The 14,594-nt window shown below is 61.5% G+C and carries 12 protein-coding genes; 11 read left to right on the forward strand and 1 reads right to left on the reverse strand.

The features are described 5' to 3' along the window. Positions 1-125 precede the first annotated feature (125 nt). Both ACZ0AI_RS21045 and ACZ0AI_RS21050 read left to right on the forward strand, forming a co-directional pair. The gene (locus tag ACZ0AI_RS21045; RefSeq protein ID WP_463563534.1) at positions 126-1,415 is read left to right on the forward strand and encodes a GGDEF domain-containing protein; all 1,290 of its coding nucleotides are present in this window, start codon (positions 126-128) and stop codon (positions 1,413-1,415) included. A 106-nt stretch (positions 1,416-1,521) separates the two neighbouring features. Further along, positions 1,522-3,300, forward strand: coding sequence for an acyl-CoA dehydrogenase C-terminal domain-containing protein (locus tag ACZ0AI_RS21050; protein WP_463563535.1), 1,779 nt, complete (start codon positions 1,522-1,524; stop codon positions 3,298-3,300). Positions 3,301-3,615: 315 nt separating this feature from the next. Here the strand turns inward: ACZ0AI_RS21050 and ACZ0AI_RS21055 are convergent, their stop codons facing one another. Continuing rightward, positions 3,616-4,176, reverse strand: a complete 561-nt coding sequence (locus ACZ0AI_RS21055) for an NADPH-dependent FMN reductase (protein ID WP_463563536.1) — start codon at positions 4,174-4,176, stop codon at positions 3,616-3,618. Between the two features lie 210 nt (positions 4,177-4,386). Here ACZ0AI_RS21055 and ACZ0AI_RS21060 point away from each other — a divergent pair, with 210 nt between their 5' ends. The 9 genes from ACZ0AI_RS21060 (at position 4,387) to ACZ0AI_RS21100 (ending at position 14,408) form a co-directional block, all read left to right on the forward strand. Continuing rightward, on the forward strand, positions 4,387-4,545 hold the full coding sequence (locus ACZ0AI_RS21060) for a YqaE/Pmp3 family membrane protein (RefSeq protein WP_042553324.1): 159 nt from the start codon (positions 4,387-4,389) through the stop codon (positions 4,543-4,545). Positions 4,546-4,974: 429 nt separating this feature from the next. Next, on the forward strand, positions 4,975-6,129 hold the full coding sequence (locus ACZ0AI_RS21065) for a mandelate racemase family protein (RefSeq protein WP_463563537.1): 1,155 nt from the start codon (positions 4,975-4,977) through the stop codon (positions 6,127-6,129). A 69-nt stretch (positions 6,130-6,198) separates the two neighbouring features. Next, on the forward strand, positions 6,199-7,812 hold the full coding sequence (locus ACZ0AI_RS21070) for an ABC transporter substrate-binding protein (protein ID WP_463563538.1): 1,614 nt from the start codon (positions 6,199-6,201) through the stop codon (positions 7,810-7,812). Between the two features lie 65 nt (positions 7,813-7,877). Then, positions 7,878-8,915 (forward strand): ABC transporter permease, encoded by a 1,038-nt coding sequence (locus ACZ0AI_RS21075; protein WP_463563539.1) that lies wholly within the window; start codon positions 7,878-7,880, stop codon positions 8,913-8,915. Between the two features lie 316 nt (positions 8,916-9,231). Then, on the forward strand, positions 9,232-10,842 hold the full coding sequence (locus tag ACZ0AI_RS21080) for an ABC transporter substrate-binding protein (RefSeq protein WP_463563540.1): 1,611 nt from the start codon (positions 9,232-9,234) through the stop codon (positions 10,840-10,842). Between the two features lie 58 nt (positions 10,843-10,900). Beyond that, positions 10,901-11,815, forward strand: a complete 915-nt coding sequence (locus ACZ0AI_RS21085; RefSeq protein ID WP_225835499.1) for an ABC transporter permease — start codon at positions 10,901-10,903, stop codon at positions 11,813-11,815. Between the two features lie 9 nt (positions 11,816-11,824). Beyond that, positions 11,825-12,664, forward strand: coding sequence for an ABC transporter ATP-binding protein (locus ACZ0AI_RS21090; RefSeq protein WP_463563541.1), 840 nt, complete (start codon positions 11,825-11,827; stop codon positions 12,662-12,664). Between the two features lie 10 nt (positions 12,665-12,674). Continuing rightward, entirely contained in the window at positions 12,675-13,439 is a 765-nt protein-coding gene (locus ACZ0AI_RS21095) for an ABC transporter ATP-binding protein (RefSeq protein WP_042553331.1), read from the forward strand. A 234-nt stretch (positions 13,440-13,673) separates the two neighbouring features. Continuing rightward, the gene (locus ACZ0AI_RS21100; RefSeq protein WP_463563542.1) at positions 13,674-14,408 is read left to right on the forward strand and encodes an oligogalacturonate-specific porin KdgM family protein; all 735 of its coding nucleotides are present in this window, start codon (positions 13,674-13,676) and stop codon (positions 14,406-14,408) included. The last annotated feature ends 186 nt before the right edge of the window (positions 14,409-14,594 follow it).

Raw genomic sequence — 14,594 nt, forward strand, 5'->3', positions numbered from 1 at the left:
TTCGGGCTGCATTGCCTGAGGTATCGCTGCCGCAACTGCACAGGTGAGACGCTCGCGGATCTCGTGCGTAGCTAACCAAATACAGGCAGAATGCCAGTCTATTTCTGGTCACTGCGGAGCTCGTCTTGTCGCGCCTAACCGCCTTGCGCCTGGGGCACTTCCTGCCAGCGTTACTGCTGCTCGGTGGTGGCTTGCTGGCCGCCACCCTGCCAACGCTGACCGACTTCTTCACGTCCCTCTTCAATGTGCTGCCTACCTTGTTGCTGCTGCTGGGTGGCACGTTCTGCGTGGTCTATGGCCGGCAACGCGAGCTGTTCCTGCTGCTGGTGCTCTACCTGGGCTACTTCGTGCTCGACGAGCAGGCTGATCATTACCGCGATTTCGGTCAGGTACGCGATGATGCAGCGTTGGTCTTTCACCTCAGCAGCCTGCTGTTGCCGCTGCTCTACGGGTTGTTCGCACTGTGGCGCGAGCGCACCCATCTGATCCAGGATCTGATCGCCCGCGTTGCGGTACTGCTGGCGGTTTGCGCCGTGGCTGCAGCGCTCGCGCGGCGTTATCCACAGGCGCTCGAACAATGGTTGTCGGTGATCCGCTGGCCCGCGCTGCATGCCGAATGGATGAGCCTGGTGCAGCTGGCCTATCCGCTGTTCCTGCTGGTGATCGTCGCGCTGCTGGTGCAGTACCTGCGCACGCCTCGCCCGGTACACGCGGTGCAGTGCGTCGGGGTGATCGCCCTGTTGTGGATGCTGCCCAATACCTTCATTCAGCCCCATGCACTGCAGGTGATGTCCAGCGTGGTGATGTTGATGATCGTCGTCGGCGTGGCGCACGAGGCCTACCAGATGGCCTTCCGAGACGAGCTCACCGGGTTGCCGGGGCGTCGGGCGCTTAACGAGCGACTGCAGCGGCTGGGGCGCAGTTACGTGCTCGCCATGGCGGATGTCGATCACTTCAAGAAATTCAACGATACCCATGGTCACGATGTCGGCGATCAGGTGCTGCGTGTGGTCGCCAGCCAGCTGAGCAAGGTCGGCGGTGGCGGCAAGGTCTACCGCTACGGTGGTGAGGAATTCACCCTGGTGTTTCCCGGCAAGACCATCGAGCAGTGCCTGCCGCATCTGGAGGCCATACGTGAGGCCGTCGAGCGCTATCAAATTCAGTTGCGTGATGGTCAGCAGCGCCCGAGTGATGACCAGTTGGGGCGTCAGCGTCGCCGGGGTTCTGCAGCTACTCATGTGTCAGTGACGGTGAGTATCGGCGTAGCCCAGCGCGGTGATGAACAGCGCAGTGTGGAAGAGGTGCTCAAGGCTGCCGACAAGGCGCTTTACGGCGCCAAGAGCGCGGGGCGTAATTGCGTAAGCAGCCAGGTGCAGCGGCGCGGAGCCGTCAAGCTGAAGGCTGGTCGCGCCTGACTGTATGTGTGATCGATCAGTGGCTGATCGGTCACGACACGACCCTATGTGTCTGAAAAGTTGTTGGGCTAGACTCGGGGTCTGAACGTGCTACCGAGGATTTCCCATGGCCGATTACAAAGCTCCCCTGCGTGACATGCGCTTCGTGCTCAACGAGGTTTTACAGGTTTCAACACTGTGGGCGCAGCTGCCGGCCCTGGCCGATGTGGTCGATGAAGAGACCGCCAATGCGATCCTCGAGGAAGCCGGCAAGATCACCGCAGGCATGATCGCGCCATTGAATCGGGCGAGCGATGAAGAAGGCTGTTCCTGGGCCGATGGTGTGGTTACTACGCCAGCGGGATTCATCGAGGCCTACAAGGCGTATGCCGAGGGCGGCTGGGTCGGTGTCGGTGGTGATCCGCAGTTCGGCGGCATGGGCATGCCCAAGGTGATCTCTGCCCAGGTCGAGGAAATGGTCAACTCGTCGAGTCTGTCGTTCGGCCTGTATCCGATGCTGACCGCGGGCGCCTGTCTGTCGATCAACGCGCATGCCAGTGAAGAGCTGAAGCAGGCTTACCTGCCGAACATGTATGCCGGCGTCTGGGCGGGCTCCATGTGCCTGACCGAGCCGCATGCCGGTACCGATCTGGGCATCATCCGTACCAAGGCCGAACCTCAGGCCGATGGCAGCTACAAGGTCAGCGGCACCAAGATCTTCATTACCGGTGGTGAGCATGACCTGACCGAGAACATCATTCACCTGGTGCTGGCCAAGCTGCCCGATGCACCAGCTGGGCCCAAGGGCATTTCGCTGTTTCTGGTGCCCAAGTTCATGGTCAATGCCGATGGCTCGCTGGGTGAGCGCAACGCGCTGTCCTGTGGCTCGATCGAGCACAAGATGGGTATCAAGGCGTCGAGTACCTGTATAATGAACTTCGATGGTGCCACTGGTTACATCATCGACGCGCCGAACCGCGGCTTGGCCGCCATGTTCACCATGATGAATTACGAGCGCCTGGGTGTCGGCATTCAGGGCCTATCCACCGGTGAGCGTTCCTACCAGAGCGCCATCGAGTACGCCCGCGAGCGCATTCAGAGCCGTGCGCCAACTGGTGCCGTGGCCAAGGACAAAGTGGCCGACCCAATCATCGTCCATCCGGACGTGCGCCGCATGCTGCTGACCATGAAGGCGCTCAACGAGGGCGGGCGTGCTTTCTCCAGCTACGTTGCCATGCAGCTCGACACCGCCAAGTTCAGTGAAGAGCCGACCACCCGCAAGCGTGCCGAAGACCTGGTGGCGCTGCTGACCCCGGTGGCCAAGGCGTTCCTCACCGATCTCGGACTGGAAACCACCATTCACGGCCAGCAGGTGTTCGGTGGGCACGGTTACGTGCGTGAGTGGGGCCAGGAGCAGCTTGTCCGTGACTGCCGAATCACGCAGATCTACGAAGGCACCAATGGTATCCAGGCGCTGGATCTGGTCGGCCGTAAGGTGGTTGGCAGTGGTGGCGCCTTCTCCCAGCATTTCACCGATGAGATTCGTGCCTTCGCCAGCGCTGCGGATGCACCGCCTGCCGAGTTCAGCGAGCCGCTACTGGCTGCGGTCGCCATCCTGGAGGCGCAAACCACTGCACTACTCGAGCGTGCCCGCAGCAATCCCAACGAGATCGGCGCAGCCTCGGTCGAGTACCTGCATCTGTTCGGTTACACCGCCTACGCTTACATGTGGGCAATGATGGCCAAGGCCGCACTGGGCAAGGAAGGGCAGGAGGATTTCTACGCCAGCAAGCTGGGCACCGCACGTTTCTATTTCGCTCGCCTGCTGCCACGCATCCATTCCCTGAGTGCGTCGGTGAGCGCTGGCAGTGAAAGCCTGTACCTGCTCGATGCCGAACAGTTCTGACAAGCTGTAGGCCTCGGATTTACTGGAGTGCCGCGTGTAGGTGATTGCTTACGCGCGGTTCTGCTTTTAGCCACTATTGGCACTCAGAGACGGAGCGTAATCTTCACTTCAAGGACTTCGCGCAGGAAGCGCACTGAAACAGACAGGGATACGTGGGACGCTGCCAGGATGCTGCGCTGATCAAGGATGTCAGAATTGAGTCTGTAAAAACCCCGCCTCGGCGGGGTTTTCTTTTTGTGGCAGATAAGCGTGCTGTGCCTTGTGAAGCGTTCTCGCCCGCCAGGAACCGACAGTCTGGTTCCTGGCTGACGCCGATCAGCCTTTGGCGGTCTTCTCGACCCAGGCGGCATAGGTGTCGATGAATTTCTGCAGGAACGGCTTGATGCCGTCGCTCAGCTTGCCGCTTTCATCGAAGAAATTACCGGCTCCGCCCAGGTAGGCTTCCGGCTGTTGCAGCAGCGGCATGTCGAGAAACACCAGCGCCTGGCGTAGTTGATGGTTGGCACCGAAGCCGCCCACGGCACCCGGCGAGGCGCTGACCACGCCAGCTGGCTTGCCGCTAAACACGCTCTGGCCGTAGGGGCGCGAGCCCACGTCAACGGCATTCTTGAGAGGGGCGGGGATCGAGCGGTTGTATTCCGGGGTGATGAACAGCACGGCGTCCGCCGTCTTCACCTGGGCGCGGAAGCTGCTGTAGGCGGCCGGTGCCGGGTCGACGTCGATGTCTTCGTTGTACAAGGGAAGATCGCCAATTTCGACGATTTTCAAACTCAGGTTCTGTGGCGCCAGATCGGCTAGTGCCAGTGCGAGTTTGCGATTGATAGACGCCTTACGCAGGCTGCCGACCAATACGGCGACGTTATAGGTCTTGCTCATAAGGATTCCCTTGATCAGGAGTGGAAGAGGGGGTTGGCAAGCCAGAACACTATAGCTGCCTCTTGGTTACTACGTGGTGCCTGCTCAAGGAGGCGTTGCCAATTTTGTGTGGAATTGATGGCAATGTGATTTTCCTTGAACCGGATGCCGGTGAAGCCAGTCGATTGTGGGGTATCGCCCAGCCGGGCCCACTTCAATAGGACGTACACCATGGATCTGATCCGCATTCTGATCGCCATTCTTCTTCCGCCTCTCGGCGTTTTCCTGCAGGTCGGCTTCGGCGGTGCCTTCTGGCTGAACATCCTGCTGACACTGTGCGGCTACTTCCCGGGCATCATTCATGCGGTGTACATCATCGCCAAACGCTGATTCCAGGCTGCACCAGAAACCGCGCTCTGCGCGGTTTTTTTGTGCCTGCGATTCCCAGCATGTGAGTCCTTGCTGTACGACAACCTGTCTAGGTTGTCCTTTTTCGGCGGACTTCCTTAACCCTGCTTTCTCGATGGAAAGCCCGCTTTTACAAAAAAATGTTGGCAGGCAGGCGTTGCAGTTTACTTGCCAGTAGCCGCTTTTTATTCAGGGTTATAGATAATTAAATTATTGAATTTATTGTATTTTATATTTTTTATATCAATGGGGCTCTGTTTCCATGATGGCCATTTCGCATGATTGTGAGCGGTGATTTTCTTCTTTACAGGTTCTTGACAGCGTTTTGGATTGGCGCAATTATCGCCTCATTCGCTGTATGACAACATACATCGGGCCACTCAAATAATCACAAGATCCAAGGCGCGCTCAATGAAGATCACTCAGGTCAATGTCGAGGTTTTCACCTATCCCACCCGCCGCAGCGTCGACGCTGCCGGCCATGCTCATCCGGGCGAAGAATCCCTGGCAAAAATGGCGTTGCTGCGCATCGCCACTGAAGACGGCACCGAAGGTTATGCCTTCGGCGCTCCCGAACTGATTCGTCCGCACATCATCGACAGCTTCGTGCGCAAGGTGCTGATCGGGCAGAACGTCATGGATCGCGAGAAGATCTGGCAAGACCTCGCCCACTGGCAGCGTGGCAGCGCCAGTCAGTTGACCGACCGCGCGCTGGCGCTCGTCGAGCAGGCGTTGTGGGATTGGGCAGGGCGCAAGTTCAAGCAGCCGGTGCACAAGCTGATTGGCGGCTACCGCGACAAGGTGCTGGCCTACGGGTCGACCATGTGCGGCGACGACCTGCCGGGCGGTTTGTCGACTCCCGAGGAGTACGGCCGCTTCGCCGAGCAACTGGTCGCCCGTGGCTACAAGGCGATCAAGCTGCACACCTGGATGCCGCCGATCTCCTTCGCGCCGGATCCGAAGATGGACGTGCGTGCCTGTGCCGCTGTGCGTGAGGCGGTTGGCCCGGATATCGCTCTGATGCTCGATGGCTATCACTGGTACAGCCGCACCGACGCGCTGTACATCGGCCGCGAGCTGGAGAAGCTCAACTTCGCCTGGTTCGAAGAGCCGATGATGGAAGAGTCCGCCGAGTCCTATGCCTGGCTGGCGGCCAACCTCGATATCCCGGTGCTTGGCCCGGAATCCCTCGGTGGCAAGTACATGAGCCGTGCCAGTTGGGTCGGGCAGGGCGCCTGTGACATCCTGCGCGCCGGCGTGGCCGGGGTCGGCGGTATCGCGCCGTGCCTGAAGGTCGCGCACCTGGCCGAATCCTATGGCATGCACTGCGAGATTCACGGCAACGGCGCCGCCAACCTGGCGGTGGTCGGTGCGATCAAGAACTGTGACTGGTACGAGCGCGGCCTGCTGCACCCGTTCCTCAACTATGACGATGTGCCTGCCTACCTGAATAGCATCGTCGACCCGATGGACAGCGACGGCTACGTGCACCTGCCGGATCGTCCGGGTCTGGGCGAGGACATCAACTTCGCCTACATCGAGACGAACACCGTCAACCGGTACTGATGCACCGGCGCGCAGCCGCACGCGGCTGCGCTGTTTCTGAGAGTCGAATAACTATAAGAAGGCTATCTCATGATCAAACCAATTCCGCATCTGGTAGCGGGCCTGCTGGCCGCTACCCTGGCCCTGGGCTCCGTGACCACGGTGCAGGCCAAGACACCTGCCGATCAGCTCATCGTCGGCATGAGCATGATCAATCTGCTCTCCCTCGATCCGGCTGCCGCTACTGGCCTGGACGTGTCCGAAGTCAACGCCAACCTGTACGACATGCTGCTGGTACAGGACGCCGCCGCGCCGGACAACCTGGTGCCGGCACTGGCCGAGCGTTGGGAAATCAGCGATGACCACAAGACGCTGACCTTCCATCTGCGCAGCGGCGTCAAGTTCCACTCCGGCAACGAACTGACTGCCCAGGACGTGATCTGGTCGCTGCAGCGCGTGCTCAAGCTCAATCTGGCGCTGGCGTCGACCTGGAAGGCCTACGGTTTCACTGCCGATAACGTCGAGCAGCAGATCCGCGCCCCCGATGACCACACCGTGGTGGTCGAGCTGGCTCGCCCGACCGATCCGATGCTGGTGCTCAATACCCTGGCCACCTCGCCCAGTGCGTTCATCCTCGACAAGAAAGAGGTGCTCAAGCACGACAAGAATGGCGATATGGGCGGCGCCTGGCTGACCACCAACGCAGCAGGCAGCGGGCCATTCGTGCTCAACGCCTGGCGCGCCAACGACGTGATCCTGATGACTCGCTTCGAGGATTACTGGGGCGGCCCGGCCAAGCTCAAGCGCGTGGTGATGCGCAACATGACCGAGTCGCAGTCGCTGCGCCTGATGGTCGAGCGGGGTGATCTGGATATCGCCCGTGGCATGTCGGCGCCGGACATCACGGCCCTGAGCAGCTCGGACAAGGTCAAGACCCAGACCGTGCAGCGCGGCACTCTCTACTACGTGGCGCTGAGCACCAAGCAGCCGATGTTCGCCGACGCCCGCGTACGCAAGGCGGTTCGCTCGCTGATCGACTACCAGGGCATCAACGATGTGGTGATGCCGCATTACGGCACCATCAACCAGCGCCCGATGCCGCTCGGCCTGCCCGCGCGTCTGGATGATCCTGGCTATCGCCTGAACGTCGAGGAGGCCAAGAAGCTGCTGGCCGAAGCCGGTTACCCGGACGGTTTCCAGACCACTATCCGTGTACTTGCGGAACCACCGTTCATCAACATCGCCTCCAGCGTGCAATCGACCCTGGCTCAGGCCGGCATCAAGGCGCGCATCGTCACCGGCACCGGCACTCAGGTGTACGGCTCGATGCGTGAGCGCACCTTCGACATCATCGTCGGTCGTGGCGGTGGTGGCGCTGAACGTCACCCGCATTCCAGCCTGCGCACCCTGGTTTACAACCCGGACAACCGTGACGAAGCCAAGCTGAGCAACTTCCAGGGCTGGCGTACCTCGTTCTACAGCTCCGAGCTCAATGCGCTGATCGAAAAGGCCGAGGTAGAGCCGGACAAGCAGACCCAGATGGATCTGTACCACCAGTTTCAAAACCTCTACGACGAGCAGGTCGGCGCCATCATGCCGATCTCGCAGATGACCGACACGGTGGTGATCTACCACGACGTCGTCGGCTACATCGGTCACAGCGCGGCGACCACGCGCTACAAGGATGTGCACAAGGATCGTTGAGCCGCCGGGCGGCGTAGCGCCGCCCCTGCTTAAACGAACGAGCTGCGATCAATCGGGAGCCTGTTATGTTTGCTTCAACTGCGTCTTTCTTCGGCACGCGGATGGGCGGTACTTCACGCCGTTTCGGTGCGGTGCTGATGACCCTGCTGGGCTTGCTGGCGATGACCTTCTTCATCGGCCGCGTGATGCCACTCGATCCGGTGCTGGCGGTGGTCGGCCCGGATGCCGACAGTTCCACCTACGACCAGGTCTATCAGGCCATGGGCCTCGACCGCCCGCTGCTGGTGCAGTTCGGCTACTACCTGCGCGATCTGGCCCAGGGCAATTTCGGTAATGCGCTGCTCACCGGTCACCCGGTCATCGAGGACATCGCCCGGGTGTTCCCGGCGACCATCGAACTGGCCACGCTGGCGATCATCTTCGGTGTGGTGCTTGGCCTGCCGCTGGGCGTTTTCGCGGCGGCCAACCAGGGCCGTATCGGTGACCATCTGGCACGTGTGGTGACCCTGTTCGGTTACTCCACGCCGATCTTCTGGCTCGGCATGATGGGCCTGCTGGTGTTCTATGCCTGGCTCGGCTGGGCGGGTGGTGCCGGGCGCATCGACCTGGCCTACGACGGCATGGTGCCCTCGGTGACCGGCATGCTGCTGATCGACAGTGCCATCGCTGGCGACTGGGAGGCCTTCTCCAGTGCCCTCAAGCACATCCTCCTGCCGGCGCTGATCCTGGGCCTCAACTCGGTGGCCTACATCAGCCGCATGACCCGCAGCTTCATGCTCGAGCAGCTTTCCCAGGAATACATCCTCACCGCTCGGGTCAAGGGCCTGTCGCGGCGCAATGTGATCTGGGGCCATGCCTTCCGCAACATCCTCGTGCAACTGCTCACCGTGGTGGCGCTGGCCTATGGCTCGTTGCTCGAAGGTGCGGTGCTGATCGAGACGGTGTTCGCCTGGCCCGGCTTCGGCCAGTACCTGACCAGCAGCCTGCTGCTCGGAGACATGAACGCGGTGATGGGTTGCGTGTTGGTGATCGGCTTCATCTTCGTCGGTCTCAATCTGCTCAGCGATGCGCTGTACAAGGTGTTCGACCCGCGCACCCGATGACTGGGGTCTGTAGATGTTTCACTCACGGCCGCGCCGGAGCCTGTTTTTCCGCGACGCAAGGCACGAGATGCGAAGTTTGGTGGGCCAAATGAGCCATCGAGTAACGCCACGTCGCGCAAAAACAGGCCCGGCCCTGCGGGTTGCGCGAGAAATCTCGCCACGCGTTGTTGGAGGACTTGGCAAGGGAGCAACCATTACCGGCGTCCTCCGCCTAGCCTGGCGAGATTTCTCGCGGCAACGCGGCTCGTGATGAAACGTCTACAGACCCCAATCCAATCGATTGCAGCCCTTCAATAATTACAATAGGGACATCCGCATGAAATCGTTTCGCTCCACGCTGCTCTGCGGCGTGCTCGGTGCGCTGCTGTGTACCGCTCCGCTGCTGACCGCCCAGGCCAAGACCCCGGACGATCAACTGATCGTCGGCATGAGCATGGCCAATCTGTTCTCCATCGACCCGGCCAACGCGCCTGGGCTCGATGCCTCGGGCATCAACGCCAACCTGTACGACACCCTGGTGTTGCGCAAGGACGGCAGCCCCGATGCGCACATCCCGCAATTGGCCGAGCGCTGGGACGTCAGCGAAGACGGTCGCCGGCTGACCTTTCACCTGCGTGATGACGTGCGCTTCCATTCCGGCAATGCGCTGACCGCCGAAGACGTCGCCTGGTCGCTGTATCGGGTGCTGAAACTCAACTTTGGCCTGGCCACCACCTGGAAGGCCTACGGCTACACCCTGGACAACATTGGGCAACTGATCCGCGCCGAGAACGATTCGACGCTGGTCATCGAACTGCCGCAGCCGACCGACCCGCTGCTGGTGATCGACACCCTGGCCACTTCGCCAAGCGCCGTGGTGCTGGATCGCAAGACCGTGCTCGAACATGAAAAGGACGGCGATCTGGGCGCTGCCTGGCTGGTCACCAACGAAGCGGGCAGCGGCCCGTTCACCCTCAGCTCCTGGCGTGCCAACGACACCCTGGTGATGACCGCATTCGCCGATTACTGGGGTGGCGCCACTAAGCTCAAGCGCGTACTGATCCGCCATATCACCGAATCGCAATCGCTGCGCCTGATGCTCGAACGCGGTGACCTGGACATGGGCTACGGCATGGCCGCCTCCGACGTCCAGGCGCTGGCCGCCAAGGGCAACATGCAGATCCAGACCCTGCAGCGCGGCACCATGTACTACGTCGCCATGAGCATGAAGCAGGCGCCGTTCGACGACATCCGTGTGCGCAAGGCCGTGCGTTCGCTGATCGACTATCAGGGCCTGGACAAGGTGGTCATGCCTTATTACGGCAAGCTCAACCAGCAGCCCATGCAACTGGGGCTGACGGCGCGCCTGCCGGATCCTGGCTACACGCTCGACGTCGACGCCGCCAAGGCGCTGCTCGCCGAGGCCGGTCACCCGCAGGGGTTCAAGACCACCATCCGCACCCTGGCCGAGCCGCCGTTCGTCAACATCGCCTCGAACCTGCAGTCGACCCTGGCCCAGGCCGGCATCCAGGCGAGCATCGTCACTGGTACCGGTAATCAGGTGTACGGCGCCATGCGTGCGCGCAACTTCGAGATCATCGTGGCACGCGGCGCCGAGCGTTATCCGCACCCGTACTTCAGCCTGCGCACCTTCGTTTACAACCCGGACAACCGCGATGACGCCGGTATCGCCAACTTCCAGGGCTGGCGCGCGGCGTTTCAGGACGACGAACTCAACAGCCTGATCGACAAGCTCGGCGTGGAGCGCGACGAAGCCGCCAAGCTGAGCATGTACCACCGCGTGCAGCAGCGTTACGACGAGCTGGTGGGGCCGATCATGATGATTTCGCAGATGACCGATCCGGTGGTCAGCGCGGCTGACGTCAAAGGATTCCAGGGTGCCGACGCCGAGGCGACGCGTTACCTGGGTGTGTACAAGCAGCGTTGAGTGATCGGGCGCGGCAGCGCGCCCGGCATCAACCCGAACCGAGTTCCGGAGGCATACGATGATTGCCAACATCTCTTCATCTTCATCCATCAAACGCACGGGCGAGCAGACGCCAGTCTCGGCGTTCCAGGCGTTCTGCCACAGCAGCGTGCGGGTGATGCAGCACCTGCTGCGCAACCCCATGACGCTGATGGGTTCCAGCGTGGTCATGCTGTTGATCCTGGTGGCCGCCTTCGCGCCGTGGATCGCCACCCACGACCCGATCGTGCAGAACCTCAGCAATGCCCTGAAGGCGCCGAGCGCCGCGCACTGGTTCGGCACCGACGAGTACGGCCGCGACGTGTTCAGCCGGCTGGTCTACGGCTCGCGTATCACCCTGTACATCATCGGTCTGGTGACCATCATCGTCGGCCCCATCGGCTTGCTGGTTGGCACCATTTCCGGTTACTTCGGTGGCTTCGTGGATGCGTTGTTCATGCGCATCACCGACATCTTCATCTCGTTCCCCAGCCTGGTACTGGCGCTGGCCTTCATCGCTGCACTGGGCCCAGGCCTGGAGCATGCGGTCATCGCCATCGCGCTGACTTCCTGGCCGCCCATCGCGCGTCTGGCCCGGGCGGAAACCCTGTCGCTGCGCAACGCCGATTTCGTGGTCGCGGTGCAACTGCAGGGCGCCTCGTCGTCGCGCATCATCTTTCGTCACATCATGCCGATGTGCATGTCGTCGGTGATCATCCGCCTGACCATGAACATGGCCAGCATCATTCTCACCGCCGCCGCGCTGGGCTTCCTCGGCCTCGGTGCCCAGGCACCGCTGCCGGAGTGGGGCGCGATGATTTCCACCGGTCGCCGCTACATGCTCGAGTGCTGGTGGCTGGTAGCCGTTCCGGGGGCGACCATCATGCTGGTCAGCCTGGCGTTCAATCTGTTGGGGGACGGTCTGCGCGACGTTCTCGATCCGCGCAGCGAATAAGGAGGCCCCATGTCCGCTATCAAACTGGAAGTAAACGACCTCTGCGTACGCTTCACCAGCGGCCGCAAGGAGGTCGACGCGGTGCGCAATGTGTCCTTCAGCCTGGGCCGCGAAAAGCTGGCCATCGTTGGTGAGTCCGGCTCTGGGAAGTCCACCGTGGGGCGTAGCCTGCTGCGCCTGCATCCGGCCAGCGCGCGTATCACCGCGAAGACCATGACGCTTGGCGAGGTCGACCTGCTCGGCGCCAGCGAAAAACAGATTCAGGCGATTCGCGGCAAGCGCATCTCGATGATCATGCAAGACCCCAAGTACTCGTTGAACCCGGTGGTGCGCGTCGGCGAACAGATCGCCGAAGCCTACCTGGCGCATCACCGCGCCAGCCGTGCCGACGCTCGCGAGCGGGTGCTGGACATGCTCGACAAGGTGCATATCCGTGATCCCAAGCGGGTCTACGGCCTCTATCCGCACGAAGTATCCGGCGGCATGGCGCAGCGCATCATGATCGCCATGATGGTGATCACCGACCCGGAAATCATCGTCGCCGACGAGCCCACCTCGGCGCTGGACGTTTCGGTTCGCCGCCAGGTGCTCAGCGTGCTCGATGAACTGGTCGGGCAGCGTGATCTGGGCCTGATCCTGATCAGTCACGACCTCAACATGGTGCGCAGCTTCTGCGACCGGGTGCTGGTGATGTACGCCGGCCGCGTCGTCGAGGCGCTCGACGCCGCTGACCTGGATAACGCCAAGCATCCCTATACCCAAGGCCTGCTGGCCGCTTTGCCGAACATCGACAAACCTCGTCCGCGCCTGCCCAACCTGCAGCGCGATCCCCTCTGGCTGACCCATTGAGTACGCACCCATGGCCATGATCGAAGTGGATTCACTAAATCTCAGTTTCGGCGTCAGTGCGGCGCGCAATCAGGTGCTCTACGACGTCGCCTTGCGCGTCGAAGAGGGCGAATCGTTCGGCCTGGTCGGCGAGTCCGGCTCAGGCAAGACCACGGTGCTGCGCTGCCTGGCCGGTCAGTACCGGCATTGGGAAGGGCACCTGAGCGTTGCCGGGCGGGGCCTGCGGCACAAGCTGGATCTGGCACATTTTCGCCAGGTACAGATGGTCTTCCAGGATCCCTACGGCTCGCTGCACCCACGTCACACCATCGACTCGGCTCTGAGCGAGCCGCTCAGCGTGCACGGCATCGGTGATCGCGGGGATCGAGTCACCTCGATCCTCAACAAGGTCGGCCTCAACGACAGCTTCCGCTACCGCTATCCCCACCAGTTGTCCGGTGGCCAGCGTCAGCGGGTTGCCATCGCCAGGGCGCTGATCCTCGAACCGCGAGTGCTGCTGCTCGACGAACCGACCTCGGCCCTCGACGTGTCGGTGCAGGCGGAGATCCTCAACCTGCTCTCCGACCTGCGCGAGCAGGAGGGGCTGACCTACCTGCTGGTGACCCACGACCTGGGCGTGGTCGCCCACCTCTGTGACCGGGTTGCCGTGATGCAGCACGGGCGCATCGTGGAAACCCTCGACACCGGCCTGCTGGCGCAGAACCGTGCCGAGCACGCCTATACCCAACTGCTGGTCGATGCCAGCCGTGACATCGGTGCCGTTGCACCGCCTTGATGACGTAACCCGCAAGCCTCAGGTGCCCACCGACACCTGAGGCTCTGCACCGCGCAATAGCGCGAGCTCCCCTGCTGATTTTCTGAAACGGGCTTCCAGGCCCGCGGCACGGGCTCGCCTGCGCGATGGCAAACACAGCAATTCGAACATGCGGACAAAGCGCTGCAGGGCGGCGCTTTGCCTGAAAACCGGGCAACACAAACTCAACCCATAGAAAACAACAAGAAGATCATCATGAATAAAAATACTCTCACTCTGCGTCTACTCGTTTGCCTGCTGTCCACTGCCGCTGCGGGCAGTGCATTGGCTGATAGCGCCTCGATCAACTATCGCCACCAGTTTCTCGACGATGACCGCATGCATTCCGACCGGGTCAAGCTGTCCTACCGCATGGACAACGGCCTGGGCTTCGAAGGCGAGCTCAAGTACCGCACCGCCGGCGATCGTAAGGACGTCGCCTTCGATAACACGGTGTCGAGCGGCCACGAGCTGACCACCAGCTACCAGTACAAATACAGCGCGGTGTCGACCTGGCAGCCGGCGATCCAGCTGGACAGCAACGAGAACGGCACGACCTACAAGTTCGGCCTCAAGTACACCCGCAAGCTCAGTGATCAGTTCTATGTCGCTGCGCGCTACCGCTTCGATGCGCTGAAGCTGAATCGCGACCGGATCGATGAAGACGTGCCGGATCGCGGCTCCGACAACCGCAATACGCAACGTTACGAGGGTTGGCTCGGCTACACCCCGGCCGGCAAGCTGTCCTACGAATACCAGTACATCTACTTCGACACCGACTACATCCGCTACGACAACAAGAAGAGCGACTACGAGCAGAACCTGGCTGTGAAGTACAAGCTAGATAAGTCCTGGGCGCCCTTCATCGAAATCGGTGATATCAAGGTCAGTGCCACAGACGATGATCGCCAGCTGCGGTTCCGGATCGGGGTGCAGTACAACTTCATGTAAATGAAAAACGCGCCTAGGTGCGAATAACGGACGCCCGAGGGCTCGGCATCGCGAGGTGAAGAGTTCGGAGGCGTCCGTTTTGCGTTTTGCCCGTGATGAGCTGGGCGTATAGCCGCCAGTGTAGGAGCCCGCTTGCGGGCGAGGCGATGGTGGCTGCGCCCAGATATCGAGGTTGCCGGTTTATTC

It is taken from the genome of Pseudomonas sp. AC355 (genome assembly GCF_979258205.1).

Coding starts and splice junctions, on each gene's coding strand:
- ACZ0AI_RS21050 (WP_463563535.1), top strand. CDS start 1,522: ATGGCCGATTACAAAGCTCCCCTGCGTGACATGCGCTTCGTGCTCAAC.
- ACZ0AI_RS21055 (WP_463563536.1), bottom strand. CDS start 4,176: ATGAGCAAGACCTATAACGTCGCCGTATTGGTCGGCAGCCTGCGTAAG.
- ACZ0AI_RS21060 (WP_042553324.1), top strand. CDS start 4,387: ATGGATCTGATCCGCATTCTGATCGCCATTCTTCTTCCGCCTCTCGGC.
- ACZ0AI_RS21065 (WP_463563537.1), top strand. CDS start 4,975: ATGAAGATCACTCAGGTCAATGTCGAGGTTTTCACCTATCCCACCCGC.
- ACZ0AI_RS21070 (WP_463563538.1), top strand. CDS start 6,199: ATGATCAAACCAATTCCGCATCTGGTAGCGGGCCTGCTGGCCGCTACC.
- ACZ0AI_RS21075 (WP_463563539.1), top strand. CDS start 7,878: ATGTTTGCTTCAACTGCGTCTTTCTTCGGCACGCGGATGGGCGGTACT.
- ACZ0AI_RS21080 (WP_463563540.1), top strand. CDS start 9,232: ATGAAATCGTTTCGCTCCACGCTGCTCTGCGGCGTGCTCGGTGCGCTG.
- ACZ0AI_RS21085 (WP_225835499.1), top strand. CDS start 10,901: ATGATTGCCAACATCTCTTCATCTTCATCCATCAAACGCACGGGCGAG.
- ACZ0AI_RS21090 (WP_463563541.1), top strand. CDS start 11,825: ATGTCCGCTATCAAACTGGAAGTAAACGACCTCTGCGTACGCTTCACC.
- ACZ0AI_RS21095 (WP_042553331.1), top strand. CDS start 12,675: ATGGCCATGATCGAAGTGGATTCACTAAATCTCAGTTTCGGCGTCAGT.
- ACZ0AI_RS21100 (WP_463563542.1), top strand. CDS start 13,674: ATGAATAAAAATACTCTCACTCTGCGTCTACTCGTTTGCCTGCTGTCC.